Here is a 26964-nt window from a genome sequence, read left to right on the forward strand (position 1 = left end):
CTTCGATTCGGCCGCGGACGGGGTGTTCGCGCCGGGAGGTGTCGGCGCGCCGAACGCCATCGTCGAGGCCGCCGGCGGACAGAACGTTCTTGTTGACGTCGAGGAGCGTTGGACGAACGCGAGCTGGGAAACCCTCGCAGCGAATCCCGCCGATGCCATCGTGTTCGTCGACTATCCGATGTACACGCTCGACGAGAAGATCGCCCAGCTCCGAGAGAACCCGGCCACCCGCGATATCCCCGCGGTACGCGAGGGCCGGTTCATCAACGTCCCCTACGGCATGTGGACCTCTGGTCCACTCAACATCGATGCGGCCGAGATCGTCCGAAAGGGGCTCGAGGCCTACGATCTCGTTCCCGGCAGCCAGGTCGAGCCGGGAATCGAGGTGTCCGAGCTGGGCGTCGACGGCAACGAATGGGCTGAATAGATCGCAGAGGGCGGGAGTCTGATTTTCGCCGGTGACGCCGGGCTGCCGTCCGTCTACGCGTCGTGGAGGGATCTCGCGAGGTCGACGGCGTCGGCGGGAGTCCCCTTCCACGGCTCCCCGTGGCCGCAGACGAGGATGTCGGCGTCGAGCCCGGCCAGGTTGTCGAGCTCGCGGACGGCCTCGTCCGCATCGGCGGCGAAGAAGTCCGGCAACAGCTGCGGCCCCTTGAGGGGCGACAACGGGTGGCCGGTGGCAAGCGCATCGCCAGCGAGCAGCACCCCGGCACCGGGGAGATGGAACGCCGTGTGGCCGGAGCTGTGGCCAGAACACGACACGGGTACGGGTCGGCCGGGCACGTCGAGCTCGGCGCCCATATCGAGGCTGTGCACGACCGAAAGCGTCGGGTGCGAGGCTCCGCCGACCATGGAGATCGACAGCAGCCACGGCAGCATTCGCGGGTCGAGGATGCGTTTGGCCAGGTCGAGAGGTTTGGCCTGCTCGAAGTCGCCGGTTTGGGCGTGGTAGGCGTCGATGGCACTCATATACACGGGCACACCGAGCTCCGCGGTAAAGTACTCGAACGCACCGATGTGGTCGACGTGGGCATGTGTGCCGAGCACCGCCCGCACGTCGGAAGGGGAGTGGCCGATCTCCTCGATCGAGGTCAACACCTTTTTCAGGTCGCCGGGGAATCCTCCGTCGACGAGGGTCAGCTCGTCTCCCTCGCGCAGAATCACCCAGTTGACGGCGGTGCCGCGAGCCACGAAGACGTCCTTTGTGACCTCGTCGATGCTTCCGGACATGGCGCGTGCTCCTTTTCCTAGTGCTGCAGTGGTTCCCGGCGCATGGGGATGTGGGGGATGCGTTCGTCCAGGTACTCGTCGCCGCAGCGCACGAACCCGAAGCGCCCGTACCAGTCCTCGAGGTAGGACTGCGCGCCGATTTCGATGGGCGTGTCACCGGCATCGGCGATCGCTTTCTCGATGAGGCGGCCCGCGACTCCTTGGCCGCGGAACTGCGGCGAGGTCACGACTCTCCCGATGTGCATCACGCCGCCGTGCGCCGAAGACGGGAACAGTCTCAGGGTTCCGGCAAGCCCGCCGTCATAAAGCGCGCGGTAGTGAAGGGTCGTGGGGGCGGCATCCACCTCGTCGATTTCGGCGTATGGGCAATCCTGTTCGTGGACGAAAACGTCGACTCTCAATTTGTAGAGGTCGTGTACGTCGAGAGCACCGAGATCGGCGAGCGGTGCGGCGTGGATGGTGGGGGAGGCCATGTGTTTATTGTGCCGCCGCTAACGGGGATTCGTGAGTCAACGTGGTTTCGTCGCGGAGAAGGACATCGCCTGTCCGAATCCGAAGGAGCGGACCTTCGCGTCAAGGCCGTGTGCGCGGAAGCTTTCGGCCAGCTCGCTCGGGGTGATGAGCAGGTACTGGGAGCCGTCGAACTTATGCATAGCGGAGTTGGCGCCGGTGCGGGTGAGGTCGTAACCCACAAAACGGCCGCCCCGGCGTAGGACGCGTGCGACCTCGGTGATTGCCGCCTCCCACTGCACGATGTGGTGGAGCATGAGGAAGCTGACGACGGTGTCGAAGGATTCGTCGGGGAAGCTGAGCTCGGTGGCGTCCTCGTGGGTGACGGTGATGTCCTCCCGATCAGCGAGGCGGCGCTGGGCGAGTTCGACCATTTTCGGGTCGGCGTCGGAGGCGACGTAGGTGATGCCGGGTTTGGATTTCGTGAGCGAGCGCGCGATGTCCCCGCCGCCGCAGCCCAGTTCTAGGACGCGCCTCGACAGAGGGGTGCGCCCGGCGAAGCGAGCGGTGGCCGAGGCGATCGGGCGCCACAAGGTGCTGCGACAGAATGCGGATTCGACTTTCGACATCGCGGGCATGGGCACCTCCGGGCAGGTCGAGGGGCGCTCGGGCAGTCGGGGAAAATGCGCCCGTAGTGAACAATCTACGTGCCGATACGTCTCCGAACTGCGGATTGCCGGGATTGCCGCCCGTGATGTTGGCGGGTGCTCGGAGGTGGTCACGGTTTGCGCGAATCCTGTGGCAAACTGGGCCACGTGACTATCGCAACGAAGAAGGCAACGTTCCACACCAACCACGGCGACATCGTGGTGGACCTGTTCGGCAACCACGCTCCGGAGACCGTGGACAACTTTGTCGGGCTCGCCAAGGGGACCAAGGACTACTCGACGACGAATGCGTCGGGCGGCACCTCGGGACCGTTCTACGACGGCTCGATCTTCCACCGCATCATCAGCGGGTTCATGATCCAGGGCGGCGACCCCGACGGCCGCGGCACCGGCGGCCCCGGCTTCGAGTTCGGCGACGAGATCCACCCCGATCTGCAGTTCTCCGAGCCGTACCTGCTCGCCATGGCCAACCGCGGCCCGGGCACCAACGGCTCGCAGTTCTTCATCACCGTGGGTGCGACTCCGCACCTCAATGGCCGCCACACCATTTTCGGCAAGGTCTCGGACGCCGACTCGCAGAAGGTCGTCGACGAGATTGCGCAGGTCCGCACCGGTGCAATGGACAAGCCGGTCGAGGACGTGGTTATTTCCTCCATCGACGTCGAGGAGTAAATGACGTCGAACTTCGGCGCCGGGCCCGTCCGGCGCTCCGGACAGCCTCCGAGGCCCAATGGCCCCGGGGGCTTTTTCCGCTTCCATCCCACGACGGCATGGTTGATCGTCGCGAATGTCGCCGTTTTCGCGGTGACCGCGATTCAGTCTCGTAGCCTCAGCGACAATTGGCAGAACTCCCCGCTGTTCGCGGATACCGTTCTCTACGCTCCGTCGGTGGGCCAAGGCGAAGTGTGGAGGATCCTCGGCAGCGCGTTCGAACACTTCGGGCCGATGCACCTTTTCGCCAATATGTGGATGCTGCTCATCATCGGGCTCGGCATCGAATGCGTCGTGGGGAGCAAGAACCTCGCAGCGATTTATCTGACCTCGGCCGTGGGCGGAGCGGTCGGCGCCATCGCCTTTACCCCGGACTCGCTGGTCGCCGGCGCTTCCGGCGGCGTCTTCGGTCTTCTCGGAGCGTGGGCGGTGCTGGCCCGTTACTACCGGCTCTCGGCGAGCGGCGCTCTCGTGCTCATCGCCATCAACGTCGGAATCTCGCTGTTCGTCCCCGGCATCTCGCTTGCCGGCCACCTCGGCGGGCTCGCCGGCGGCGCGCTTGGCGCGCTGGCACTCCTGCTGGTTCCGGGTCTACTCATGCGCGGCGCAAGCACGCGAGCACGGACCACCACCGGGCTTGTGGCGTGGATCGCCGTGACAGCTGGATGTATTGCCGCGGCGTATGTTCTGGCCTTATAGCCGCGAGCAGGTCGGGCGGAGTTTCGCGAGCTATCCGGTGGCGTCGATGACGTCGTAGCCGGCCTCGGCGAGCACCTGGGCGACCTCCCGGGGATTGCCACCGATTTCGGTGCGCGAAAGAAGAAGTAGTTCGCCGTCTACCGGGCCTTCGGATTCACGCTGCTTCTGCGCTTCGGCGTAATCGCGGAAATACTCGATGCGCACCAACGCCGCAACGCCACGGCGCCGCCCGCGCATGATGCGAACCTCGTGGACCAGCTCGCTTTCGATGAAACGACGGCCGCGCAGTCCGAAATAGATCAAACCATCGGGAAGCAGCTGAAGCCGCGGGGTACGGCGAAACTGGTCGAGGCCCATGAGCAGCAAGATCGTGCCCGCAATCAGCAACAGCGCTGACGACAACGTGGTTCCACCGCTGATCAATGTGACCAGGCCGCTGCCGATCCCGACGAGCCCGAGCACGGAAATCGTCACGGGGTAGGCAAGCTTCGGAGACCACTCCGTATCGAGCTCGGGAGCGGGGTTAGGAAGGTCGGCGGCGTTGGAATTGGTTGTCACAGTCCCACACCTTTCCTTACTTTTGCCTTAAGCACCACTATGTAATTCCCCTACCTCTCACGTGGGGGTGGGGTCCGTTATCCACAGGGGCTGTCCACATTGTGGAGTAATTACACCGGTGTAATACCGCGAGTTATCCACAGGTGGTTTCCACAGTGTGCACAACTCACAGGGGTGTAACTCACCCCGCAGCCTGAGAGTCCATCGCTACCAGCGGAAATGATGCCGACGAAAAATTGATCGAAACGCCCTTCTGTGGACCGCGAAATCGACGGTTATCCACAGCAGCGGCCGAGCTGTGGATATCGATCTAGACACGAGTCTAGCCTCATGTTTTCAACCCTGACCTGGCGAAATAGACGGCCGTGACAGCCCTCGAAATACGCAAAAACCCCGCAGCCGAGAAGCTGCGGGGCCTTGTGTGGATAAAGCTGTGGATAAACTCCGTAGAGCGGCGAAGCCCTGCCGAAAAGCTAACCGCGCCAGCGCATTGTCATCAGCAAACCGATGATCATCAGCCCGAAACCGATGGCGAAATTCTGCCAGTTGCCGAGATTCGCCATCCACTCCCAGCGGTCGCCGATGAGGTAATAGGTGACGAGCCACAGCAGGCCGATGAGAAGAAAGCCGAACATGATCGTCAGGTACCAGCGCGGGGTCGGGTTCGAGCTGACCTTGACCGGCGTGCGGTTCGCGGCGGCGGCCTGGGTGTAATCGGTCTTCGACCGTACCTTTGACTTGGGCATAAGTACTGTCCGTGCTTCCCTAGGGGTCTATTACTACTAAGAGCCCAATCTACCATCGAGGCGGGCGTATCCAATAGCGGAAGGCCGGGGCGACACGCGTATTCCGAGCCGCGCTCGCCGGGACGTATGCTGCACCTATGCACGTATTGGTGGTCGATAACTACGACAGCTTCGTCTACAACCTCGTCCAGTACCTGGGCCAGCTCGGCGCCGAGGTCTCTGTCTGGCGCAACGACGATGCGCGCCTCACCGCCTCGGAGGCGCCGGCTGCCCCCAACTCCCGCCCCTTGGCCTATGACGCCGAAGTTGCCGAACGCTTCTCGGACGTCCTCACCGGCATCGACGGCGTCCTCCTCAGCCCCGGGCCGGGTGTGCCCGAAATGGCGGGCGCGACCCCGGCGTTCGTGCACCACGCAAAGGCGACCGGGCTGCCGCTGTTCGGCGTGTGCCTCGGCCACCAGGCGATCGGAGCCGAGCTCGGTGCGAGGGTCGAGCGCGCACCGCAGCTCATGCACGGCAAGACAAGCGAAGTCACCCACGACGGCAGCGGCGTACTCGCCGGCATGCCCTCACCGTTCACGGCGATGCGCTACCACTCGCTCACCGTTGCCCCGGACACCCTCCCGGAAGAGCTCGTGGCGACGGGTCACACCGAAGATGGCACGCTGATGTCGCTTCGCCACCGGGAACTGCCGATCCATGGTGTGCAGTTCCACCCGGAATCGGTCGCCAGCGCGCACGGGCACCGCATGCTCGCGAACTGGATGGAGATCAGCGGCTTCACCCCGCGCACGGGCCTGATCGACGAGCTCGAGGCCGCCGGGGTGCGCTGAACACCCCGAGCGGCTACGGCAGACCGAGCCGGATGACCCGCACGGTGATGGTGTCGTTGACACCGGCATCGCCGGGCGCCGGAGTCTGCGAGGCGATCTTGCCGATGCGGGTGATGTCCGTGTCGTTCTGCGGCTGCTGCACCAGCTGATCCGGGCTCCCCTTCCAACCGGCAGCGCGAAGCGCATCCTCCGCCTCGTCGACGGTGAGGTTGATCAGGCTCGGCACCGTGAAGCGGTTGCCGCGGGATACCTGCAGCGTGATCGTCGCACCCTTGACCTGCTCGATCCCGGCGGGGGTCGATTGATCGACCACCCGGTTGGCCGTCGCCTTCGAATCCACCTCGGACGTTTCGACGCGGAAGCCCAGCGAGGTCAGCGTCGAGCGCGCCGCATCGACGGACTGGCCGACGACGTCGGGCACCGACACCTCCTCGGGACCGGTGCCCACGGTGAGCTGGATCGGCTGATCGAACGGAATCGAGGTGCCCCCGGTGGGATCGGTCGCAATGACCTTGCCCTCGTCCTCCGGGGTCGAGGGCGCTGAGCGGTCCTCGTTCGCAACGGTGAGCCCGGCCTCGATGAGCGTGCGGCGCGCCTCATCGGGGGTCTGCCCCGTCACCGAGGGCACGTCGAGCATCCGCTTGCCGGTCGAGACGACAACGGTGATCGTCGCTCCCTGTACCAAGAGCTTCCCGGCCACCGGGTCGGTGGTGATGACCTGGCCGTTCGGCACGACGGGGTCTGTCTGTTCGCGGGTTTCGACCGTGAAGCCGAGTTCGGTGAGTTCGGCGACGGCTTCCTCGCCGGGCTTGCCGGCAACGTCGGGGACCGTGACCTGCTGCGCCTGTTCGGCGACCGCAGGGTCGTCGGCGCCGTCGTCGCGACCCCACACCATCCACGCCATTCCGCCGACGAGGGCCATGACCACCAGCGCGGCAACGCCCGTGAGCAGACCTTTCCGGCGGCGCTGAGTCGCGGCGTCCCCCGCGGCGTGGCCGCCGTCTCCATTCCCGCGGACTCCGCCGAGCGCGCGCAGACGGGTATTCGTCTCGCCCGCGGAAGTGTCCTCCTGGCCGAGCGAGCCAGGCGATGCGTAGTCGATATCTCCGGCGCCGGCACCGTAGCCCGCGGCCGCACCGAGGCCCGCTGCACCTGCAGCCGCTGGTCCGGCGCCGCCGTGCCCGGACTCGGGAACCATCACCATCGGTGCAGATGGCTTGCGCCCGGCGAGCACGTTGAGCAGGTCGCTGCGCATCTCCCCGGCCGAGAGGTACCGGTTGTTGACGTTCTTGCTCATCGCCGCCATGACGACGGCATCGATGTACGGGTCGAGGTCCGGCCGCAGCATCGACGGCGGGCTCGGATCCTCCTTGACGTGCTGGTACGCCACGGCCACCGCGGATTCGCCCACGAACGGCGGCCGGCCGGTGAGCAGTTCGTAGAGCACGCAGCCGGCCGAGTACACGTCGGAACGGCCGTCGACCTGCAGACCCTGCGCCTGCTCCGGCGACAGGTATTGCGCGGTGCCGAGAACCGCCGAGGTCTCGGTCAGCGTCGAGGTGTATTCGCTGATCGCGCGCGCGATCCCGAAGTCCATCACCTTCACGGCGCCGTCAGAGGTGACCATGATGTTGGCCGGTTTGACGTCGCGGTGCACGATTCCCTTGCGGTGCGAGAAATCGAGCGCGCCGCACGCGTCCGCCATGATCGCAAGCGCCAGCTTCGGCTCGACCTCGTCGTCGGTGCGGATGATGTCGCGCAGGGTCCGGCCGTCGACGAGTTCCATCACGATGTACGGGATGGTCGCACCGTCGACCTGCTCCTCGCCGGTGTCGAAGACGCGCACGATCGACGGATGCGTGAGCACCGCCGAGTTCTGCGCCTCGCGGCGGAAACGCTCGTAGAATGTTGCGTCGCGAGCGAGCTCGGTGCGCATGATCTTCACGGCCACGTCGCGTTCCAGCTCGGTGTCGGTGGCGCGTCGCACTTCGGACATCCCGCCGTAGCCGAGCACGTCACCGAGGACGAAGCGGCCGCCGAGGACCTGGGGCTCGGTCACGGCGCGCCCCCTTCGCCGCCGTTGAACAGGTTGCCGAGATCCTGGCCGAGTTCGTAGGCCGGGCTGTCGGTCTCCACCGGTCCCGAACCGCCCGGGCCGGTCGGACCGCTCGGGCCCGTCGGGGTATCGGGCTCCGTTGGCTCGGGCGTCTCCTGGGTCGTCGACGGCTCGGTCTCGCTGGTCGTGGGCTGCTGCGTCGTCGGCTCGGGCTGCTGAGTGGTCGGTTCCGGCTCCGGCGGCGGGACGACGGTGGACACAGTCGACTGCACTGTGGAGGTCACCGGCGGCGGGGCCGGTGTGCCGGAATCGCGGTTCTGCACGAACCAGATCGCAGCGACCGCCGCGCCCGCAACCAGCAGGATCGCAAGGATCGCGCCGAAGATGCAGCCGGCACCGGGTTTACGGGGCTTGGGTTCGTGGCGTGCCGGCTCCGTCGCTTGCTGACGTCCGACGGGCTGATCCTGCCGGACCGCGCCGCTCTGCCCGGTCCGTGGACCGGTCGCCGCGTTCGACGGCGCCACCCCGGGCATGCGCTGGGTACCCGGCCGGCCGGCCGCCGCGGCGCCGCCGAGCGCGCCTGCCGCCCCGCCGGCCGCGGCCGGGCCGAGGAGCCCGGTGTTGCTGAAGTGTTCGGTGGCCTGATCGCCGATGGCGCCGATGGGCGGGATCGGGTCGTGGCCGGCGCGCACCGCGGCCGCGGACGCGGCGAACGAGGCACCGTCCGGGTAGCGCTGCGCGGGATCCTTGGCCATCCCGTACGCGATGAGCTGACGAAGCTGCGGGGACACATCCTCCGGCAAGGCCGGGGGTTCGTCGCGTACGTGCGCCATCGCGATCGCCAGCGGGCTGTCGGCGTTGAACGGCCGCTGCCCGGCAAGGCACTCGTAGCCCACAACGGCGAGCGAATACACGTCGCCCGCGGGCGTGGCGTCCTCGCCCATCGCCTGCTCGGGCGAGATGTAATGCGCGGTGCCGATGATCATCCCCGTCTGGGTGACGGCGGCCTCACCCATTGCCTTGGCGATACCGAAGTCGGTGAGCTTCACCTGACCGGCGGGAGTGATCATGATGTTGCCGGGCTTGATGTCGCGGTGCACGAGGCCGAGATCGTGCGCGGCCTGCAGTGCGCGGGCGGTCTGCTCGAGCACGTCGAGGGTGTGCTCCTCGGACAGGCGGGCGGTGCGGCGCAGCACCTCCGACAGCGCCTCGCCGCGGACGAACTCCATGATGAGGTAGGAGAGCGGCTGCGAGGCGTCCTCGGTGATGTCGCCGTAGTCGTAGACCTGCGCGACGTTCGCGTGCTGGACGCGCGCAGTCATCTTCGCCTCCGCGCGGAACCTGCCGACGAACTCGGTGTCCCCGGAGAACTGCGGGTGCAGCACCTTGACGGCGACGTAGCGGTCGAGCACGTCGTCGTGGGCTTCCCAGACGCGGCCCATGCCGCCTGCTGCTATGTGTCGGGTCAGGCGGTAGCGCCCGCCGATGACCGATCCGATATCCAGGTTCACTGCCCACCTCCTAGGAGTGCTCCGAGTACTTCCCGACCTATGGGTCCCGCGACCGTCGCGCCGACGGTGTCGCTGGTGATCCCCGGTCCGCTTTCGATGCACACGGCGACCGCCACGTCCCTGCCCGGGACGAACGCGATGTACCACGTGTAGGGGACGCTGCTGTCGCCCTCGCCGTGCTCGGCGGTGCCTGTCTTCGACGCGATCTCGACGCCGGGGATGCCGCCGCCCGAGTGCGCCTCGGAGGCCTTCATCATGTCCGTGAGCGTCGAGGCGATCTCGGGGCTCACCGCCTCGCCGGCCTCCTCCGGCTTCATCTCTTCGACCGTCGAAAGGTTAGGCGCCTGGAGGCGGCGGATCAACTGCGGCTTCATCCGCATGCCGTTATTGGACACGCTCGCCGCCATCATCGCGGCGCCGAGCGTCGTCGCGCGGACGTCGGACTGGCCGATCGTGCTCATCGCGAACTGCGCGTCGTCGCTGATGGTGCCGAGGCTGGAGCCGGTCGCGGGCATGCCGATGTCGGGAGGGTTGCCGTCGAAGCCGAACCGCGCGGCGACGTCGGCGAACTTCTCCTCCCCGATCGTCGGAGCGGCCTCGACGAACGGCACGTTGCACGAGAGCGCGAACGCGTTCATGAACGTGGTGGTCCCTCCGCCGCATGTCGAACCGGCGTAGTTCTCGAGGTACGTCGACGTTCCGGGCAGGAGGGTGTTGTTGGCCCCGGAAACGGGACTGTCCGGCGTCATACCCGATTCCAGTGCGGCGGCCGCGGTGATGACCTTCATGATCGAGCCGGGGGGCAGCGACACCTGGGTGGCGTGGTTGAGCAGCGGCTGGCCCGGGTCGGAGGAGAGCTGCTCCATCGCGGCGGAGCGGGAGGCGTCGTCGCCGCTTGTGAGGTCGTTCGGATTGAACGAGGGGCTCGATGCGAGCGAGAGGATTTCGCCGGTCGACGGGCGTACGGCGGCCACCGAACCGGTGAGTGGGCCCTGGCCGACGCCGCGCTGCAGTGCATCGTAGGCGGCGTGCTGACCTGCGGGCTCGAGGGTGAGGTCGACGTTGCCGCCCTGCGGGGTGCGGCCGGACAGGAAGCCGCGCAGCCGCTCGGACCACAGCCGGTCGTCGGAGCCGTTGAGGAACGAGTCCTGGGTCTGCTCGAGGCCGGCGGTTGCGTACTGCAGCGAGTAGTAGCCGACGACCGGCGCGAATGGCACGGAGTCGGGGTCCGGGTAGGTGCGCTGCCACGGAATGAGCCCGTCGGTGGGGGTGCTCACGGCGAGGACCTGGCCGTCCGCGGTGATCTGGCCGCGCTGGCGGGAGAACTCGTCGAGCAGCATGCGCGAGTTACGCGGATCCTGCTTGAGCGAGTTCGCCTGGAAGACCTGAACGTTCGTGAGCTGGAGCATCAAGGCGACCACCATCACCATGGCGGCGACGGAGACGCGGCGGATGGCGCGGTTCATGCTCTGGCCCCCCTTCCTGGTCCGGGGGAGGGGGCTGCCTGCGGAATCGCCGGAGCGGCGACGGCCGGCATCGGGGTGCGCGCCTCGTTGGAGATGCGCAGCAGGATCGCGAGGATGATGTAGTTCGCGAGCAGCGAGGAGCCGCCGTAGGCGACGAACGGCATCGTCAGGCCCGTCATCGGGATAAGCCGCGAGACGCCGCCGACGACGACGAAAAGCTGCACGACGATCGTGAACGCGAGGCCCGTGGCGAGGAGTTTGCCGAAGCTATCGCGCACCGACAGCGCGATGCGGATGGAGCGCAGGATGAAGATCGCGTATACGAGCATCACGGCGATGAGTCCGATGAGCCCGAGCTCCTCGCCGATCGAGGCGGTGATGAAGTCGGTGTTGGCGAACGGCACCTGCTGGGGGCGCCCGTTGCCGAGGCCCGTTCCGCCGATGCCGCCGGTGGCGAGGCCGAACAGCCCCTGCGAGAGCTGGTAGCCGGTGCCGTCGTAGTAGCCGAGCGGGTCGATCCACGTCTCCACACGCACGCGCACGTGCCCGAAGGTGAAGTAGGCGAACGTCGCGCCGATCGCGAACAGCACGAGACCGATGAGCAACCAGGACACCTTCTCGGTGGCCGTGTAGATCATCGTCAGGACGGTGGCGAAGATGAGCAGGCTGGTGCCGAGATCGGAGTTGAACACGAGCACGACGAGCGAGAGCATCCACGCGAGCAGGACCGGGCCGAGGTCGCGGGCGCGCGGCAGGTCGAGACCGAATACGCGCTTGCCGGCGGTGGCGAACAGGCTCCGCTTGGACACGAGAATCGCGGCCATCGAGATGATGAGCAGGATCTTCGAGAACTCGCCGGGCTGGATCGAGAAGCCGGGCAGCAGGATCCAGTTCTTTGCGCCGTTGATCTCCGAGAATCGTGAGGGCAGGATCGTCGGGATCGCGAGGAGCACGAGGCCCGCGAAGCCGAGGGTGTAGCCGAACTTCGCGAGAATGCGGTGGTCGCGCAGCGCGATGAGGGTGGCGAGCATCGCGACGATCCCGAGCAGGGTCCACATCAGTTGGCGGACGACGTCGAAGGACGCGTTCTCGGGGTCCATCGCCTGTTCGGCGAGGTCGAGCCGGTAGATCACGACCAGCCCGATGCCGTTGAGCAGCGCGGCGCATGGCAGCAGGTACGGGTCGGAATACGGCGCGAAAATGCGCACCGCGGCGTGGGCGATCGCGAGCAGCCCGAAGTAGCCCGCGAGCAGCCACAGCAGGTCGACGGTGATCGACTGCTCCAGCGACATCATCGTCACCGCGGCGGCGAAGCCGACGATGATCACGGCGAACAGCAGAAGGCCGAGCTCGCTCCAGCGGCCTCCTACGTTGCCCGCCTCTCGCCGCTGGCGAATGGAATCCAGCACGTTGGACACGGTCTAGTTCACCGCCCTGCAATTGACGCCGGGGGAGGCCGCCGGTTGCGCGTCGGGTCCGGCGGCGGGCGCGGGCGCCTGCTCGTCCGGCGCGGCATCGGGGTTCTCGGCCGGTTTCTCTGCGGGGGCGTCGCCCCCGCGGTCCTCCGGTGGACGTTCGGAGTCTGACGGCGGAGTCCGTTCTGCATTGGCGGACGTGGCCGCGGCGAGCGCCTCCGCTTCGACCTGCGCACAGGTCGGGAGGAGCTCTTCCATCGCGAGGCGGTTGATCTGCGCGCCGGCCTCGGCGAGCGATCCCGACGGCAGGCCACCCTCGACCTGCGCACGCGCACCATTGCGGAGATCGCCCACGGTGAGCACGTTGCAGCCCTCGGGCGCCGCGTCGGCGTCGACGAGGCTGAGCGCGCCGGAGGGGTCGAGGCATCCGAGCTGGGAGACCGAGGACAGCGAAATCCCGAGAACTTCCCCGGAGATGCCCTGCTTGACGACGACGCGGCTGTCGTCGGTGGCGACGAAATAGTTTGAGCGGATGAGCATCGCCGAGACTATGGCACCAATGGCGACCACGAGTACGGCGACCAGAACCGGCAGCACAACCCGCAGCTTGCGGCTGCGGGCCTTAGCTTTTCCCGGCCCTTCACCTGCAGCTCCGGGCGATGACGCCTGGTCCTTCGCAGTCTGCTCGCCTGAGTCGTCCGGTGAGTCCTTCGGTGTGCCGACGCCGCGCTGCGAGCGGGCGAACGCTGCCGCGCGTGCCGCCGCGGAGTCGGTCACGAGGATCGAGTCGGTGGACTCGGAGGAGGCGGCGCCGACGACGATCGGCCGCGCCGGGGTCGCGGCGCTTTCCTCGACGACCTCGCCAACGACGACGGAGACGTTGTCCGGTCCTCCGGACCGGAGAGCCAGGGAGATCAGCTTGTCGACGGCCTCTTCGGGAGTTCCCGTGCCGAGTGTCTCGCGGATCGTCGATTCGCTCACGGGATCCGAGAGTCCATCGGAGCACAGCAGGTAGCGGTCGCCTTTGCGCACCTCGCGCACCGCCGTCGTCGGCTCGACCTCCTGACCTGTGAGGGCCTTGAGGATAAGGGAGCGCTGTGGATGCGAGTGTGCCTCGTCTGCGGAGAGACGGCCCTCGTCGACCATCGACTGCACGAAGGTGTCGTCGCGGGTGATCTGGGACAGCTCGCCGTCACGCAGGAGGTAGGCGCGCGAGTCGCCGACGTGGAGAAGACCGACGCGGCGACCGTCGAAGAGAAGGGCGGTGAGCGTGCAGCCCATGCCCTCGCGGCGCGAGTCCTCCTTCACGGAGGCGGCGATCGAGTCGTTGCCGGCGTGCATCGCCTGGGCCAGTGCGCCGGTCAAGTCCGAGCCGGGCTCGTCCTCGTCGAGGGGGGACAGTGCGCCGATCATCAGCTGCGAGGCGACCTCGCCCGCGGCGTGCCCGCCCATGCCGTCCGCGAGCGCGAGAAGGCGCGGGCCGGCGAAAGCCGAATCCTCGTTGTTGTCTCGAACCAGGCCGAGGTCGGACCTGGCGAAGAAATCCAGCGCGAAACTCACGAGCGCAACTCAATCGTCGTGGTGCCGATGCGCACCGGTGTGCCTTGGGGGACCTTCACAGAAGTAGTGACCTTCGTCCTGTCCAAATAGGTGCCGTTGGTGGAGCCGAGGTCCTCGAGGAACCAGTCGGGCCCGTTCGGCACGAGGCGGGCGTGTTGGTTGGAGGCGTAGTCGTCCTCGATCACGAGCGTCGAGTTCGGTGCCCTACCCAGCAGGACGGGTTGGTCCCCGAGCGTGATTCGCGTACCCGCAAGTGCGCCTTCGGTGACCACGAGGTGCCGGATCGCCCGGGACCGATTGAACATGCCGCCGCGCTCGCGCGCGATGGGGCCCGAATGTGCCGGGCCGCCGCTCACCGCGAGAATGTCGCGCCGCAGCGAGCGCAACACGAGGTAGATGAACAGCCACAGCAGAACCAGGAGCAGGCCGCGCGAAAGCTGAAGGATAAGTCCTTGCATGGGCGGTCCCTCCTTCCAATGTGTCCAGGATTGTTGCGCAGTAGCGTAGCGCGTTCGGTGGCCACGTACCGAAGTGCCGGAAGCCAAGTGGCACCGGTGCGTGATGGTCCGATGTGCTAACTCGATAGTAGGGGGCGGAGGCGCTCTGGCGCGCCCCCTGGCCATTTGGTCCAGGTCACGGGTGCGATACCGGCAGAGTCGGAGCTACCCGAATCGCACCAGAATCTCCGAGTGTCCCATACGGATGACGTCACCGTCTGCGAGTTGCCAATCTTGGACCGGTCCGCCGTTCACGGTTGTGCCGTTGGTCGAACCGAGATCGGACAGCACGGCGCGCTGGCCGTCGTAATTGACGTCGACGTGCTGGCGCGAAACTCCGGTGTCGGGAAGGCGGAAGTGCGCATCCTGCCCTCGACCCAGCAGGTTCGAGCCCCTGCTCAGACGGAATGTGCGGCCGGAGCCGTCCTCGAGCACGAGGGTCACCCCGCTTGCCGCACCCGCGCTGGGGCCGGCGGGCGCACCGCCGGCATTCCCGTAGTGCACGTCGTAGGACTCGGCAGAGCGCGCGCCCCCGGCCCCGGCGGTGCGATCGTCCTGGCGCCAGCCCTGCTCGGTCGGCGCCATCGGATCGTAGGCCTGGGCTGGGGCCTGAGCTTGGCCCGGCGGCTGCGCCTGTGGTTCGACACCCCCGTGCCCACCCGGTCCGTACCAACCGGGCACCGAGGCCTGGACTCCGCTGCCCCCGTCTTGTGCATTGCCCGCGTATGACGACGGGGCCCCTTGGATTCGCGGAGGCGCCACCGCGCCGTCAGCGCGAAACTGGCCGGTGTGAAGCGCCGAGCGTTGTACAAGGCGCACGGAAACCGGCCCCTCGGTCTCCCAGCCCTGCTCGGCGATGAAGTCGGCAAGGTGCTTGGAAAAGGTTTTGACTGCCAGCTGCTCTTCTTCGGCGAACTGCTTGTAGTCCGATTCGCCGAGGGTGATGGTGTAGTCGTTCGGCGCGAGTCGACGTCCGCCGACGGTGCGTACTGCGGTCTGCGCCTGCTGCTGCAGCGCGGACTCGATCTCGGAGGCGACAACGTTGCCGCCGAAGACGCGGGCGAATGTATCGCCCACCGCACTTTGAAGGGTGCGCTCGAATCTCGAGACAATCCCCACGTCTCGCCTCCTTCATAAGGTCTGGTCGACGCTGCACCCTCGGGTGCCGCGGTGGTGCTCGCGGGCGTGCTCGCTAGAGCATCAGCCTGCTCGTCGTCGGACTATCCTGAGTGCTCCATATTAGGTGTACAGTCGAAAAATCGGCACTCCAGCGGGCTTCCGCGCTGCGACGTCATCCCCTCCACTGCAGGTGGGAGCGATTTTTCTCGCCTTGAATACTTCGCGATTTCGATTTGACTAAGCCAAAATGCTACTTTGGCTGGGTTCGTTCGGCCCCTGTATCGCTGCAGTTGCCGGAGCGTTCGCGCGCGAGTGGCGGAATGGCAGACGCGCTGGCTTCAGGTGCCAGTGTCCTTCGGGACGTGGGGGTTCAAGTCCCCCCTCGCGCACACTTGAGCAGTTCGAGTCCAGAACTGTAAGGAGCCCGAATCGGATCAGTCCATTCGGGCTCCTTTCTTCTTTTGTAGGGAGTCGTTTAGTTGCCCAGGACCTGGCCCTTGCCGGGTTCGGAGCCCTCGGGGTAGCCCTCGCCCTTTTCGAGCGCCGCCTTCACGTCGGCAGCGTAGAAGTCCTTGACGTATTCTTGCCCGCCCAGCTCGGCCAGGCGCTCCATGATCGCATCTGTGAGCGCCCTGGCCTGGGCGTAGTCGTCTCCGGCATCGCGGAAATCGGCAGGATAGAGCGGGTCGCCGACCACGAGACCGCACTTATGCGGCCGTGGTATCCACGAACCGATCGGATTGGCCTTGTGCGTGTCGATCATCGCCACCGGATACACGGGGACATCGGCCTTGAGTGCCGTGCGCGCGGCGCCGGTCTTGCCCCGATAGAGGCGGCCGTCGGGGGAGCGTGTGCCTTCCGGGTACATACCGTGAAGTTCGCCGCGTTCGAGCACGCGAAGGCCTGTGGCCATCGCGGCGCTTTGCGATTCCTTGTCGGAACGATCTATCGGCACCTGGCCAACCGAGGTGAAGAACCACTTCTGCACCGCACCGGACAGGCCGGTTCCGGTGAAGTATTCCTTTTTCGCGAGGAAGGTGATCTGCCTCGGGGTAAGCAGCGGGAGATAGAACGAATCCATCACGGCGAGATGATTCGAGGCGAGCATTGCGGGGCCGGTCGAGGGGATCTTGTCGAGGCCACGCGAGAACGGGCGATTGTATACGTGCAATACCGGGCCGATGACCAAGTTCTTCAACACCCAGTACGTCTTATTCGTCAATGTCCTCTGCTCCGTTTTCCGACCCGGCCGTGCAGCGACCAAGTAGTTGGGTTCCTCGCAACTCGCTCGGGGCGCTCGCCCCGGGATCTACCGTTCCGAGCTGATTATCGTACATTCGGATCTTTCAAGGCGAGTTTCCACATCGTGATTATCTCCGACGCAGCGACTCTGGTTCCGCGTGAGGAAGCTCGCGCCGTACGCCGTCGCCGTCGGCTATCGTGTCGGCGTGCTTCCGATTCCTCGCGAGGTTGCGCGTGCGACCTACGCCTATCTGCGTGCCGCCGACAGGCTCTTGCCCGGAGGTATCACCGCGTGTGCTGCCACCGGATCGCTTGCGCTCGGGGCATACCGAGAAGGCGTCAGCGATATCGATCTTGTTGCCGTGGTTGACGACAAGTGGCGCGGCCGCCGAACTCTGATTCCGCGCCTTCGCCTCCTGCACCTGTCCCAGTTCCCCCGCGTCGCCGGGCGCGTCGTGCGCGGCTTTGGTACCAGCGCCACCTGCAATACCTCCTTTATCTGGGCTTCTGACGTCGGACGTCCGGTCTCGGAAATCCGGCCGGTGGCCTCGCACGTCGGCGAACAGTTCGTCGCCGGACGGTCCTTCGACGTGAATCCGGTGATGTGGTCGGAGCTCGTCGGCGGCGGGATAGCGTTACGCGGACCGGAGGTTTCCAGGTGGGGGTTGTTTCCGGAACCGGACGCGGTCGCGGAATGGACGAGAAAGAATCTGCGCAGCTACTGGCTGCCGCTCGCCGATGGGCTCGATGTACGCCGGCGCCCGCTCACGCCCGGCAACGTGGCCTGGTTGGTGTGTGGGCCCGCACGCATGCACGCGACGATCACCATTGGCGACATCATTTCCAAGGACGAGGCCGGCCGCCGGGCGCGGGAGATATTCCCGCAGCACACCGAGATCATCGACGTCGCGCTGGCCGCGCGACGTGGCGAGAAGCCACCTCATGCGCCGCCCCGGAAAGAGTGGGGTGCGCGGACGTCCGCCGTCATGCGCGAGATTTTCGACGACCTCGGCGTGTGAGCATCCGGTCCTCGAACCGAGGGGGGAGCCTCATTGAGTGCTGCGGATGGGCGCGGCTTAACGAGCCGATGAGGAAATCTTGGTGAGGAATGCCTTAACCAGCGGGTTTAGGGGCGAATATTGTGCTCGTGCTGTGAATCCCGCATGAATATCGTGATTCCTTGTCTAATGCATTGTTGGGTTCGTCTCTCGGGCATATCGTGACCGCAGACCACGCGAAACTGCTGGTCCATCTCAACCATTCGAAGGAGCTGACCATGGCTGTTGATTGGATTGCCGACGTCAAGAAGTACGCCCCGAAGGCTGATGATGCGGTGCTGGAGAAGATGCTCTCCACCTACAAGCTTGCGCTGAGTAAGCCCGACGCCGCCTATGTGTCGTTCTCCGATCCGGATGAGCTCAAGACGGTTCGCGAAAACTTCCTCAAGAAGAAGCTCGGCCTGAAAGACTCCGACGACAAGCTCGACGAGTCGATCAAGGCGGTCGGGGAGAAGATGAAGGACGGTGGAAAGAACGGTCGGCTCGCGGTCTACTACCTTCTCGCCGAGAAGCACGACAAGTTGAGCGTGTTCAAGTAGTTTTCACGCGCGTCGGGGCGCTGTAGCGTTCTCGACATGGCTACCAGCATGGACGTCGTTGTCTCGGATGAGCGGACGCTCCTCGACGCGTTTCTCGACGAGCATCGTCGCGGCGCAGCTGGGATGCTTGACGGGCTCGGCGAGGAGCAGGTGCGCGAGCGTCTCGTCGCGTCCGATACGACGCTGCTCGGGCTTCTCAAACACCTGACATTTGTAGAGAAGGTGTGGTTCGTCGAGGCGATCACGGGCGTGTACCGGACCGAGCTCGGCCTACCCGCGGACGCCTCGGAATCGTTTCTGCTCGCGCCGGAGGACACCATCGACTCCATCCGGGACGGCTACCTCGCCGCGTGCGATGCCTCTCGCAAGGCCGTTGCTTCGATGGGGCTCGGCGATATCGTCTCCGGAAACTGGCGCGGAGAGATGACGCTTCGCTGGATCATGGTCCACTGCATCCGCGAGACGGCGCAGCATGTCGGCCACGCCGAAATCCTGCGCGAGCAGCTCCTCAATCGCTGAGCGGGTCGGTGCCTGGCTCCGTGTCAGCGCGCCTGGAGCCACTCGCGGAGCTGCGAGCTCTCGGAATTGTCGAGCGAGATACCCAGTTCTTCGAGGCCGGCGAGCACGTCGTCGGGGCCGATTTCGGCGTGCGACGTCATCCCACCGGAGGGGCGATCCGTGCGCGTGGTTTCGGTGAGTGTGACGTGACCGGCGTCGGTGTGGCGCATGCACATGAGGTGATTCGGGAACGGTGCCGATGGGTGTGTGGAGGCAAACAAGTCGCCCTCAACCACGTCGACAGGCCATACGGGCAGCTCGTCGGTGACGTGCTGAAGTTCGCCGTCACGCCACAGGCTCCACCGCCGACTCGCACCCTCGCCGGCCTCGCTGAGGGTGAAGGTCCGGCCCGCGCCGGAGGACTCGGCGCCGTCGGCGACGAGAATCGGAGTGCTGAGAGAGAAGCCGAATCCCGGATCGCACAGCCAACGCTCGCCGTCGATCCGGGCCATCACGGTCATGTGCGTCCGCGAGTTGTGCTCGGAGTGCACGCGGCCGAGATGTCGCGTGACCTCGAAGCCGAGGTGCTCCGCGGCGGCCGCGAAGATCTGGGCGTGGTCGAAACAATAACCCCCACGGTGACGGCGGACGAGCCGGTCCTGCACGTCGCGCGGCGCTACCCCGTGCCGCGTGCCGAGGAGGATGTCGACGTTGGCGAACGGGAACGTGTGGACGTGCGCCTTGTGAAGCTCCGTCAGCGCGTCCACAGTCGCCGGCGCGCCGCCGAGGTGCTCGGCGCCCGTCGCCGCGAGGTAGGCAGGGATGTCGAAGTCCTCGGTGTGCCACGACGGGCCCTCGCCGAATCGGGTGTCTTCGGTAGGGGAGGTGCTCATTTTGCCGAGTCTAATCTGTGGCACTGCGGTAACGTCCTGAAACATGGCTACCAGCATGAATGTCGTAGTTTCGGATGAGCGGACGCTCCTCGACGCGTTTCTCGTCGAGCATCATCGCGCCGCCGAGATCCTGCGCGAACAGTTCCTGGCTCGGTAGTTATTCGCCGCGTTGAACGCGCTCTCGAGGTTCGGGGGTGTACGAACGGTGGCGAATGGGTCCACGATGGAGGGATGAATTCCCTCGAGGTGCTCAAGGATCTGGCGGCGCGGCCGGGGCAGGCCGCCGACTACTACTGGGAGAACCTGGATCCCGCGGCGCTCAACGCGCACCCGGGCGGCCATCCGAACTCGGTGGCGTGGCTCATCTGGCACGCGGCGCGCGAGACCGACGCGCAGATCGCGCCGCTCGCCGGTGTCGAGCAGGTGTGGACTTCGCAGGGCTTCGACCGGCGTTTCGACCTCGGTGATGCCGACCTCGGCTACGAGGACATGGGGCTCGGTCAGAACGACTCCGCGGCGCGCTCGGTGCGCGTTCCGGAGACCGGGGACGGCAAGGCACTGCTGCGCGAGTACTTCGACGCAGTTTTCCGGATGACGTCGGAGTGGATCGGCACCCTAGGAGAGGACGACCTCGACCGCGTCATCGACGAAAGCTGGGACCCGCCGGTGACTCTCGGCGTGCGAGTCATCAGCGCCATCGACGACGCCGCGCAACATGTCGGACAGGCCGCCTACGTCGCCGGGATGCCGGAGGTTCCCTGAGCACCTGGTAACTCGTGCCCGTAGTCCGTCTCCACGGGGTGGAAAACGAGACGTACCGAGGGATCTGACAATTAGTCAAAGAAAACGTGAGATATCGCTTAGATTGTCCGGTATGCGTCTTTCTCACCGTCAAAAGCTCGGAATTTTTCCCGTCACAATCCTTTCGTGCGCTGCCATGGCGCTCGGAGCAGGAATCGCCTCGGCTGCCGAAGGCGACTGGACCCAATATCGCTATGCGCCCACCAAGAACGCGCACGTGGACAGCGGGCTCGACGACCTCCTCGACGACGGCGTGGACACCGCAGACGAGGTCCGCTCGACCCCGGTAATCGCCAACGGGAAGATGTTCGTCGGCAACCACGGCACAGGAGCGCTGCAAGCTTTCGACCTCGCCACCGGTGACGAGCTCTGGAGTGAGCAGGCGCCCAACTGGGTGCACTCGGAGATGATCTACGCGGACGGAACCATCTTCGTTGGATTCGGTAACCGCTTCGCCCACGAGGAAATACCCGGAGTGCGTGGTTCCGGCGAGAGCGGAGTGCTCGCGCTCGACGCGGACACCGGCAAGCAACTGTGGCGATTCGACACGGTGGGAGAAGTCATGCCCACCCCGGTCGTGGTTAACGGAGCGGTGTACGCCGTCACCGGAGACCGGACCCTCTACAAGATCGATCCCGCGAGCGGAGACGAGCTGCATCGCACCGATATCGGGCACGTCGTGAGCATGTCCTCGCCCGCCGAACACGACGGCAAGCTGTTCTTCGGAGCCGGCTCTCCCGCTCCGTACTCGTTCTTCTCCTACGACACCGCCACCGATAAATTCGCGTGGTCGCATGAGTTCCCCGAGTTCAACCGTGGTCTCGACGACGTCCCACCCGCCGTGGACGAGGGAATCGTGGTGACGACGGCCAACGCGGTACGCGTTCCCGGAAGCTCAGGTGAGCGGGAAGAGCACACCATCGTCGCCATGGACGAAAAGTCAGGCGCGGAGCTGTGGCGAAAGTCCCTCGGAACCGGGCCCGCACCGACAAATAACCGCTCCGGCGCACCGACCATCGACGGCGGAAAGGTATTTGTCGGCAGCCCGACGACGAGCGCCGCCTACGCATTCGATCTGCACACCGGTAAACAGTTGTGGCGCAATCCGGTCGGCGCGATCAAGGGTGCTCCGGTCATCGACGGCAACGATGCATACTTCTCGACGACGTCCGGATACGTCTTCCGGCTCGACGTCGCCACGGGGGCGATCACGGGCAAGCTGCAGCTCGAGGGCGCGCTGGCCCCAGCAGGGCCGATCATCGTCGACGACACCCTCGTCGTTCCGAGCCAGAACAAGCGGGTCTACTTCACACCACTAGAGGAGATTCCCGAATTCACCGTCCCAGGTGTCTCGGGTTCGGCGGCGGGATCCAGCGGGTCCGCGTTCGAGATCGGTGGTTCTCTCGGCCTCGACGCGGGGTCGCTGGACGCCGCATATTAGCCGTACCGGCTTTCCGCTCGCACCGATCACCGTCGCCGGTTGGGTACTTGAGACCGGTTCCGAAAGAAGCAATCGGAAAAGGGCAGCTGCGCCGACCGCGAGGGTGGCGCAGCTGCCTCGTTCGTGACAATGCTGCCGGCGGGATCTGAGCCGTGTCTTCCGTTGGCAGAGGTTAACTACATCTCCTGTGCGACGAGTGGGATTCTGCCGCCGGCGAGGACCATTTGAACCTGACGATCGGACAGGCGATGGTGCACGGCCACTTCGCGGTCACCGATCTTCACCGTCAATTGGGTACCCGATTGCAGCGCATCCCGCAGGTCGGTGAATTCGACCTGCTCACCTTGCTCCGCGCGTTCCAAGTCCGATGGATCATCGAACTCGAGCGCCAGGACGCCGAAGTTGGCGAGGTTCTGCCAGTGGATCCTGGCGAAAGATACCGCGATGACAGCACGTAAACCCAAGTACCGCGGGGCGATGACGGCGTGCTCGCGCGAGGATCCCTGGCCATAGTTTTTCCCGGCGAGTACGACATGCGCCGAACCGGCCTCGCGGGCTCGCTTGGGGTAGTCGCCGTCGATCCGCGTGAAGGCGAACTCGGCGATCTTGGGGATGTTGCTGCGGAAGGGCAGCACGCGCGAACCTGCCGGGAGAATCTCGTCCGTGGACACGTCGTTTCCGGCCTTGAGTACGACCGGCGCGGAAAAGCGGTCTGGGATCGGGTCGAAGTCGGGCAATGTCGAGATGTTCGGGCCCTTGACCAGCTCCACCTGTTGCGCCTGCTCCGCGGGAAGCGGAGCCTGCAACATGTCCTTCAACTGGGAGTAGCGTTCCGGCATGGTCGGGTGCGGGGCCTTGATGCCGTGGCTGTCGGCTAGCGTCCGCGGGTCGGTTATCTTGCCGGTGAGCGCCGATGCGGCGGCAGTCTCCGGCGAGCACAGCCACACCGAATCCTCCTCCGTTCCCGAGCGTCCTGGGAAGTTGCGCGGCATCGTTCGAAGCGAATTCTGGCCGGTGGCCGGCGCTTGGCCCATACCGATACAACCCATACAGCCGGACTGGTGAATCCTCGCTCCGGCGCTCACCAGCGAGGTGAGCCAGCCTCCTGCGATCATGTCGGCGAGAACCTCACGGGATGAGGGATTGATGTCGACGGAGACATTCTTGTTCGCCTGCTGTCCGGCGAGAATCTCCGCTGCTGCGGCGAAGTCACGTAGGCCCGGGTTGGCCGAGGAGCCGACGACGATCTGACTCACGTCCTCGTCACCGACCTCGGAGACCGGGACGACGTTGCCCGGCGAGGACGGACGAGCAATGAGCGGTACGACGGTGGAAAGGTCGATCGATTCCTCGACGTCATACGTTGCGCCCTCATCTGCCTCGATCCGCGTGAAATCGTCTGGGCGGCCGACCGCTTCGAGGTAGCTCTTGGCGGCATCGTCGGCGGGAAAGACGGTTGCGGTGGCACCGAGTTCGGCGCCCATGTTCGCGATCACATGGCGGTCCATCGCCGTCAGGTGCTTGAGTCCCGGACCGTGGTATTCGATGATCCGGCCGACACCGCCGCTCACGCCGTGCCGGCGCAGCATCTCCAAAACGACGTCCTTGGCCGACACCCAATCCGGCATCTCGCCGGTGAGCTCGACGCCCCAGATCTCGGGAGCGCCCACATAGAGTGGCTGCCCGGCCATCGCCATCGCGATCTCGAGCCCACCGACGCCGATGGCGAGCATTCCCATCGCGCCTGCGGCACAGGTGTGGGAATCCGAGCCGATGAGCACGACACCGGGCTTGCCGAAGTGGGCTTGGTGGACGGGATGGGAAACACCATTGCCCGGCTTGGAGAACCAGAGGCCGAATCGCTCGGCCGCCGACTGCAGGAATGCATGGTCGTCCGGATTCTTCTCATCGGTCTGCAATAGGTTGTGATCCACGTACTGAACTGATAGATCGGTGCGGATTCGATCGAGGCCGAGGGCCTCCAGCTCGAGCATGACCATCGTTCCGGTGGCGTCCTGCGTGAGCGTTTGATCGACGCGGAGGCCGAGTTCGGCCCCGGGCTTCATTTCCCCATCGACAAGATGGGACGAAATCAATTTTTCGGCGACGTTCTTTGGCATCAGATTTTCCTCCCAATACCTCGAACCCACGAAAATACGTGAGCGACCTCACACCAGCCTAGGTCGGATCGACGAGCGGCTGCCATAAGTGGCGGCGGCATCGCCCCCGGTCGGGCGCGGTCGGACCAAGGTATGGCGGAGCTCGCGCCAACGTCTAGTGCACGGCGATGCCAATCGTCGCGAGCACGAATCCGAGGAGTTGCAGCGAGCCGCGGACGAGCTGGAAGGCGTCCCAGCGGCGACGCATCGTGATGAATCCCTCGGGCGCCTTTCGTCCGACGATGCGTCCGGTGCGTAGGTTGATCGGCACGTTGCCGGCGATGGTGACCACGAGCGCGACGGTGAGAACTCCCGCGGCCGCGATAAGCAATGCGGAGGGTCGTTCGATTGCGACGGCGATGCCGAGCGCGGCCGCCGCCGTCATCCCCGAGGGCATGACCCGACCGAACGTGCGCAGCAATCCCTTTTCGACCACGAGTTGCTGGTCGGCGGGGAGCTTGCGGACGACGGGGTGGACGAGCGCGACCGACGCGAACTCGGCCGAGCCGACGAAGCCGATGATGAGTATCGAGAGAGTGTCCAGCCAGGTCATGAGATTCGGTGCTCCGTGGTTCCGGCGACGCCACCGTCGCAAAGCAGATAGTTGCAGTATCTATTAACGGATAGTACTACTGTCTATTGGGGAGGCGGGGGAATTCGCTTCACCGATCGAGGAAATGGGGTTGCCTGTGCGCATGGCCGAGTTGGCGAAAAGGTCGGGGCTCTCGGTCGCGACGATCAAGTTCTACCTGCGCGAGGGGCTACTGCCGGCGGGGCACAGGTCGAGTGTCAACCAGGCCGAATACGACGAGGTGCACCTCGAGCGTCTGCGGATGATCCGCGCGCTGGCCAAGGTCGCAGGCCTTCCGTTGGCGAGCATCCGCGAGGTCGTGGGGGTCGTCGACGGCGGGGGGTCGCCGGTCGACGCGATGGCGGCGACTCAGGACGCGCTCGCCGGCGAAGTGGACGCGGAGCGAATCGACGCGGAGAGCGAAGAGGCGCTCGACCGGATCATCGCCGAGCGAGGGTGGCGCTGCGAGAAGGCATCGCCGGCGTACGGCGCCGCCGCGGCCGCGCTGGCCGAACTGGAGTCCGAGGGCTTCGGCGGGGAAGGGCTGCTCGACGGCTACGCCGAGGCCGCGGACCTGGTTGGGCGCAGCGATCTCGCCGCGGTGGCCGCCGAGGGCTCCACTGCCGGGCTCGTCCGCGCGATCGTCGTCGGCGGGGCGCTGCGCCGCCCGCTCCTCGACGCGCTCGTCATGCTCGCCCAGCAGCATCATGCGCAGAGCGGCCGGGGTCCTGTAGCCCGCTGACCTCGTTATCGGTGCCCGTATAGCGGCCGATCCAGCTCATGCCGTGGTAGATCACGAGCGCCGCGAGTGTGCCCAGCGCGATGCCGGTGAAGGCGAAATCGCCCAACTCCCAGTGGAGATCCGCGATGGCGATAACAAGCGCGACGCCCGCCGTCAGCTGATTCTTGGGGGAGGAGAAGTCGACGCGGCCGTCGACCCACATGCGAAAACCGATGATGGCGATAAGCCCGTAGAGCACGAAGGTGACGCCGCCGAGTACGCCTGCGGGGATCGTGTTGATGAGCGCGCCGACCTTTGGCGACAGAGACAGGAGAACGGCGACGATGCCGGCGACCCAATACGCGGCGGTCGAGTACACGCGCGTCGCGCTCATCACGCCGATGTTCTCGCCGTAGGTCGTCGTCGGCGAACCACCGAAGCCCGCAGAGATCGTCGTCGCGAGGCCGTCGGCGAACAGTGTCCTGCCCACGAGCGGTTTGAGGTCACGCCCCGTCATCGTGCCGACCGACGTCACATGCCCGACGTTTTCCGCGAGCAGCACGACGATGACCGGAAGAAAAATGGGGATGAGACCGAGGTTGAATTCCGGATGGTGGAATTCGGGGAGACCCAGCCAGGCTGCCTCGTTGAACGGTGTGAAGTCCACTTCGCCCCGCGCGACCGCCACGAGATAGCCGACGATCACGCCGACGAGAATCGAGACGCGGCCGAGAATTCCCTTGAACAAGGCGGTACACAGTATGACGGCGCAGAGCGTTATCGCCGCCGTGACCGGGGCTTTCGAGAAATTTTCCTGATAGGCGGTGGGGACGAGATTGAGCCCGATGAGCGCGACGATCGAGCCCATCACGACCGGCGGCATGAGGGCGCCGATCCACGCGGTTCCGACCCTTTGCACGAGCAGCCCGAGGAGCGCGAGGAGGACGCCGGTCACGAGGACGCCGCCGAGTGCGGCCTCCATGGAATCGGCCTGCGTCGACGCTGTGATCGGCGCGATGAAAGCGAAGGATGAGCCGAGGTAGCTCGGCATGCGGTTGCGGGTGATGAGCAGGAACAGCATGGTTCCCAGGCCGCTGAACAGCAAGGTTGTCGACGGCGGAAAGCCGGTGATGACCGGCACCAGGAACGTCGCGCCGAACATCGCGACCACGTGCTGCGCGCCGATGCCTACCGTGAGCGGCCACGACAGCCGCTCTTCCGGGGCGACGATGGTGTCCGCGTCGACGGTCCGACCATTGCCGTGCAAAGTCCATCTGAACACGCTGCGCGCTCCTTTGTTCCCCGGCCCTCGTGGATTTTCCTCGATCAACTTAGCCGATTTCCCGCGGCCGACGGGAATGTTACTTAGATCACGTATATGCAGGGCTCTTTCGGAATCTGAGGTCCATCTGTGATAATTCTTCGAACGGTCTATTTAAGACCGATTTAGCTACAGGGTTCATCCAATAATCCCTAGGACGGGATCCGAACCTCGCTCACGAGCCGCGATCCGGCACGCGCG

General features: G+C 65.7%; 27 protein-coding genes and 1 tRNA gene. 11 read left to right on the plus strand and 17 right to left on the minus strand.

Annotated features, from left to right (window positions below; genetic code table 11):
* A partial coding sequence (locus tag K8V11_RS02325; protein WP_303910603.1) for an ABC transporter substrate-binding protein occupies positions 1 to 427 on the plus strand: 427 nt, incomplete at its 5' end.
* Positions 428 to 480: 53 nt separating this feature from the next.
* Here the strand turns inward: K8V11_RS02325 and K8V11_RS02330 are convergent.
* Genes K8V11_RS02330 through K8V11_RS02340 form a run of 3 tightly spaced genes read right to left on the minus strand, consistent with a single transcriptional unit; the run spans position 481 to position 2309 of the window.
* Positions 481 to 1230 carry an MBL fold metallo-hydrolase gene (locus K8V11_RS02330; RefSeq protein ID WP_303910604.1) on the minus strand — a complete coding sequence of 250 codons (750 nt, stop codon included), beginning with the start codon at positions 1228 to 1230 and terminating at the stop codon, positions 481 to 483.
* A gap of 17 nt (positions 1231 to 1247) precedes the next feature.
* Positions 1248 to 1703: a GNAT family N-acetyltransferase gene (locus K8V11_RS02335; RefSeq protein WP_303910605.1), complete on the minus strand. Its 456-nt coding sequence runs from the start codon at positions 1701 to 1703 to the stop codon at positions 1248 to 1250.
* A gap of 36 nt (positions 1704 to 1739) precedes the next feature.
* Positions 1740 to 2309, minus strand: coding sequence for a class I SAM-dependent methyltransferase (locus tag K8V11_RS02340; protein ID WP_303910606.1), 570 nt, complete (start codon positions 2307 to 2309; stop codon positions 1740 to 1742).
* A gap of 186 nt (positions 2310 to 2495) precedes the next feature.
* Here K8V11_RS02340 and K8V11_RS02345 point away from each other — a divergent pair, with 186 nt between their 5' ends.
* On the plus strand, positions 2496 to 3020 hold the full coding sequence (locus K8V11_RS02345; protein ID WP_303910607.1) for a peptidylprolyl isomerase: 525 nt from the start codon (positions 2496 to 2498) through the stop codon (positions 3018 to 3020).
* A complete protein-coding gene (locus tag K8V11_RS02350; RefSeq protein WP_303910608.1) occupies positions 3021 to 3758 on the plus strand; it encodes a rhomboid family intramembrane serine protease in 738 nt (245 codons plus the stop codon).
* A gap of 30 nt (positions 3759 to 3788) precedes the next feature.
* Here K8V11_RS02350 and K8V11_RS02355 read toward each other — a convergent pair whose 3' ends face one another.
* Together K8V11_RS02355 and crgA are read right to left on the minus strand one after the other, a co-directional pair.
* Entirely contained in the window at positions 3789 to 4316 is a 528-nt protein-coding gene (locus tag K8V11_RS02355; protein WP_303910609.1) for a PH domain-containing protein, read from the minus strand.
* A gap of 473 nt (positions 4317 to 4789) precedes the next feature.
* Positions 4790 to 5062: a cell division protein CrgA gene (crgA, locus tag K8V11_RS02360; protein ID WP_303910610.1), complete on the minus strand. Its 273-nt coding sequence runs from the start codon at positions 5060 to 5062 to the stop codon at positions 4790 to 4792.
* Between the two features lie 137 nt (positions 5063 to 5199).
* On the opposite strand from crgA, the gene K8V11_RS02365 reads away from it, so the two are divergent.
* Positions 5200 to 5895, plus strand: a complete 696-nt coding sequence (locus K8V11_RS02365; protein WP_303910611.1) for a gamma-glutamyl-gamma-aminobutyrate hydrolase family protein — start codon at positions 5200 to 5202, stop codon at positions 5893 to 5895.
* Positions 5896 to 5908: 13 nt separating this feature from the next.
* Here K8V11_RS02365 and pknB read toward each other — a convergent pair whose 3' ends face one another.
* The 7 genes from pknB to K8V11_RS02400 all read right to left on the minus strand — a co-directional run bounded on the left by pknB (position 5909) and on the right by K8V11_RS02400 (position 15519).
* Complete coding sequence (gene pknB / locus K8V11_RS02370; RefSeq protein WP_303910612.1) at positions 5909 to 7954, minus strand: Stk1 family PASTA domain-containing Ser/Thr kinase; 2046 nt, start codon at positions 7952 to 7954, stop codon at positions 5909 to 5911.
* Positions 7951 to 9462, minus strand: a complete 1512-nt coding sequence (locus tag K8V11_RS02375; protein ID WP_303910613.1) for a serine/threonine-protein kinase — start codon at positions 9460 to 9462, stop codon at positions 7951 to 7953. The genes pknB and K8V11_RS02375 overlap by 4 nt, the downstream gene beginning before the upstream one ends.
* Positions 9459 to 10928 carry a penicillin-binding transpeptidase domain-containing protein gene (locus K8V11_RS02380; RefSeq protein ID WP_303910614.1) on the minus strand — a complete coding sequence of 490 codons (1470 nt, stop codon included), beginning with the start codon at positions 10926 to 10928 and terminating at the stop codon, positions 9459 to 9461. The genes K8V11_RS02375 and K8V11_RS02380 overlap by 4 nt, the downstream gene beginning before the upstream one ends.
* The gene (locus K8V11_RS02385) at positions 10925 to 12337 is read right to left on the minus strand and encodes an FtsW/RodA/SpoVE family cell cycle protein (RefSeq protein ID WP_303910615.1); all 1413 of its coding nucleotides are present in this window, start codon (positions 12335 to 12337) and stop codon (positions 10925 to 10927) included. The genes K8V11_RS02380 and K8V11_RS02385 overlap by 4 nt, the downstream gene beginning before the upstream one ends.
* A 12-nt stretch (positions 12338 to 12349) precedes the next feature.
* The gene (locus K8V11_RS02390; RefSeq protein ID WP_303910616.1) at positions 12350 to 13903 is read right to left on the minus strand and encodes a PP2C family serine/threonine-protein phosphatase; all 1554 of its coding nucleotides are present in this window, start codon (positions 13901 to 13903) and stop codon (positions 12350 to 12352) included.
* Entirely contained in the window at positions 13900 to 14361 is a 462-nt protein-coding gene (locus K8V11_RS02395) for an FHA domain-containing protein (protein WP_303910617.1), read from the minus strand. Before K8V11_RS02395 ends, K8V11_RS02390 begins: the two co-directional genes overlap by 4 nt.
* A 204-nt stretch (positions 14362 to 14565) precedes the next feature.
* The gene (locus tag K8V11_RS02400; RefSeq protein ID WP_303910618.1) at positions 14566 to 15519 is read right to left on the minus strand and encodes a DUF3662 and FHA domain-containing protein; all 954 of its coding nucleotides are present in this window, start codon (positions 15517 to 15519) and stop codon (positions 14566 to 14568) included.
* A 306-nt stretch (positions 15520 to 15825) separates the two neighbouring features.
* Between K8V11_RS02400 and K8V11_RS02405 the strand changes: the two genes are divergently transcribed.
* Positions 15826 to 15908: transfer RNA gene (locus K8V11_RS02405), tRNA-Leu, on the plus strand.
* Positions 15909 to 15994: 86 nt separating this feature from the next.
* On the opposite strand, the gene K8V11_RS02410 is transcribed toward K8V11_RS02405, so the two are convergent.
* The gene (locus K8V11_RS02410; RefSeq protein ID WP_303910619.1) at positions 15995 to 16741 is read right to left on the minus strand and encodes a 1-acyl-sn-glycerol-3-phosphate acyltransferase; all 747 of its coding nucleotides are present in this window, start codon (positions 16739 to 16741) and stop codon (positions 15995 to 15997) included.
* A 178-nt stretch (positions 16742 to 16919) separates the two neighbouring features.
* Here K8V11_RS02410 and K8V11_RS02415 point away from each other — a divergent pair, with 178 nt between their 5' ends.
* From K8V11_RS02415 to K8V11_RS02425, 3 genes are all read left to right on the plus strand, one after another.
* Positions 16920 to 17780 (plus strand): hypothetical protein, encoded by an 861-nt coding sequence (locus K8V11_RS02415; RefSeq protein ID WP_303910620.1) that lies wholly within the window; start codon positions 16920 to 16922, stop codon positions 17778 to 17780.
* Between the two features lie 257 nt (positions 17781 to 18037).
* Entirely contained in the window at positions 18038 to 18358 is a 321-nt protein-coding gene (locus K8V11_RS02420; protein ID WP_303910621.1) for a DUF2853 family protein, read from the plus strand.
* Positions 18359 to 18394: 36 nt separating this feature from the next.
* On the plus strand, positions 18395 to 18877 hold the full coding sequence (locus K8V11_RS02425; protein WP_303910622.1) for a DinB family protein: 483 nt from the start codon (positions 18395 to 18397) through the stop codon (positions 18875 to 18877).
* A gap of 23 nt (positions 18878 to 18900) precedes the next feature.
* Here the strand turns inward: K8V11_RS02425 and K8V11_RS02430 are convergent, their stop codons facing one another.
* The gene (locus K8V11_RS02430) at positions 18901 to 19749 is read right to left on the minus strand and encodes an arylamine N-acetyltransferase (RefSeq protein WP_303910623.1); all 849 of its coding nucleotides are present in this window, start codon (positions 19747 to 19749) and stop codon (positions 18901 to 18903) included.
* A 231-nt stretch (positions 19750 to 19980) separates the two neighbouring features.
* Here K8V11_RS02430 and K8V11_RS02435 point away from each other — a divergent pair, with 231 nt between their 5' ends.
* Both K8V11_RS02435 and K8V11_RS02440 read left to right on the plus strand, forming a co-directional pair.
* Positions 19981 to 20511 (plus strand): DinB family protein, encoded by a 531-nt coding sequence (locus K8V11_RS02435; RefSeq protein ID WP_303910624.1) that lies wholly within the window; start codon positions 19981 to 19983, stop codon positions 20509 to 20511.
* A 175-nt stretch (positions 20512 to 20686) separates the two neighbouring features.
* Positions 20687 to 21991 (plus strand): PQQ-binding-like beta-propeller repeat protein, encoded by a 1305-nt coding sequence (locus K8V11_RS02440; RefSeq protein WP_303910625.1) that lies wholly within the window; start codon positions 20687 to 20689, stop codon positions 21989 to 21991.
* Positions 21992 to 22167: 176 nt separating this feature from the next.
* On the opposite strand, the gene K8V11_RS02445 is transcribed toward K8V11_RS02440, so the two are convergent.
* Positions 22168 to 24111, minus strand: coding sequence for an aconitate hydratase (locus K8V11_RS02445; protein ID WP_303910626.1), 1944 nt, complete (start codon positions 24109 to 24111; stop codon positions 22168 to 22170).
* 154 nt (positions 24112 to 24265) lie between these two features.
* Positions 24266 to 24703, minus strand: a complete 438-nt coding sequence (locus K8V11_RS02450; RefSeq protein ID WP_303910627.1) for a DUF1772 domain-containing protein — start codon at positions 24701 to 24703, stop codon at positions 24266 to 24268.
* Between the two features lie 124 nt (positions 24704 to 24827).
* On the opposite strand from K8V11_RS02450, the gene K8V11_RS02455 reads away from it, so the two are divergent.
* Complete coding sequence (locus K8V11_RS02455) at positions 24828 to 25463, plus strand: MerR family transcriptional regulator (RefSeq protein WP_303910628.1); 636 nt, start codon at positions 24828 to 24830, stop codon at positions 25461 to 25463.
* Here K8V11_RS02455 and K8V11_RS02460 read toward each other — a convergent pair.
* Entirely contained in the window at positions 25408 to 26724 is a 1317-nt protein-coding gene (locus K8V11_RS02460; protein ID WP_303910629.1) for a uracil-xanthine permease family protein, read from the minus strand. The two genes, K8V11_RS02455 and K8V11_RS02460, sit on opposite strands and share 56 nt — an antisense overlap.
* Positions 26725 to 26964 lie beyond the last annotated feature (240 nt).

The organism is Dietzia timorensis, assembly GCF_020742175.1.
Taxonomy (GTDB): Bacteria; Actinomycetota; Actinomycetes; order Mycobacteriales; family Mycobacteriaceae; genus Dietzia; species Dietzia timorensis_A.

What these genes read in the sequence shown, in the direction of transcription:
- K8V11_RS02365 (WP_303910611.1), top strand. Translation starts at nt 5,200, where the DNA reads ATGCACGTATTGGTGGTCGATAACTACGACAGCTTCGTCTACAACCTC.
- K8V11_RS02420 (WP_303910621.1), top strand. Translation starts at nt 18,038, where the DNA reads ATGGCTGTTGATTGGATTGCCGACGTCAAGAAGTACGCCCCGAAGGCT.
- K8V11_RS02440 (WP_303910625.1), top strand. Translation starts at nt 20,687, where the DNA reads ATGGCGCTCGGAGCAGGAATCGCCTCGGCTGCCGAAGGCGACTGGACC.
- K8V11_RS02430 (WP_303910623.1), bottom strand. Translation starts at nt 19,749, where the DNA reads ATGAGCACCTCCCCTACCGAAGACACCCGATTCGGCGAGGGCCCGTCG.
- K8V11_RS02340 (WP_303910606.1), bottom strand. Translation starts at nt 2,309, where the DNA reads ATGTCGAAAGTCGAATCCGCATTCTGTCGCAGCACCTTGTGGCGCCCG.
- K8V11_RS02455 (WP_303910628.1), top strand. Translation starts at nt 24,828, where the DNA reads ATGGGGTTGCCTGTGCGCATGGCCGAGTTGGCGAAAAGGTCGGGGCTC.
- K8V11_RS02435 (WP_303910624.1), top strand. Translation starts at nt 19,981, where the DNA reads ATGAATTCCCTCGAGGTGCTCAAGGATCTGGCGGCGCGGCCGGGGCAG.
- K8V11_RS02380 (WP_303910614.1), bottom strand. Translation starts at nt 10,928, where the DNA reads ATGAACCGCGCCATCCGCCGCGTCTCCGTCGCCGCCATGGTGATGGTG.
- K8V11_RS02450 (WP_303910627.1), bottom strand. Translation starts at nt 24,703, where the DNA reads ATGACCTGGCTGGACACTCTCTCGATACTCATCATCGGCTTCGTCGGC.
- K8V11_RS02335 (WP_303910605.1), bottom strand. Translation starts at nt 1,703, where the DNA reads ATGGCCTCCCCCACCATCCACGCCGCACCGCTCGCCGATCTCGGTGCT.
- K8V11_RS02330 (WP_303910604.1), bottom strand. Translation starts at nt 1,230, where the DNA reads ATGTCCGGAAGCATCGACGAGGTCACAAAGGACGTCTTCGTGGCTCGC.
- K8V11_RS02350 (WP_303910608.1), top strand. Translation starts at nt 3,021, where the DNA reads ATGACGTCGAACTTCGGCGCCGGGCCCGTCCGGCGCTCCGGACAGCCT.
- K8V11_RS02445 (WP_303910626.1), bottom strand. Translation starts at nt 24,111, where the DNA reads ATGCCAAAGAACGTCGCCGAAAAATTGATTTCGTCCCATCTTGTCGAT.
- K8V11_RS02395 (WP_303910617.1), bottom strand. Translation starts at nt 14,361, where the DNA reads ATGCAAGGACTTATCCTTCAGCTTTCGCGCGGCCTGCTCCTGGTTCTG.
- K8V11_RS02425 (WP_303910622.1), top strand. Translation starts at nt 18,395, where the DNA reads ATGGCTACCAGCATGGACGTCGTTGTCTCGGATGAGCGGACGCTCCTC.
- crgA (WP_303910610.1), bottom strand. Translation starts at nt 5,062, where the DNA reads ATGCCCAAGTCAAAGGTACGGTCGAAGACCGATTACACCCAGGCCGCC.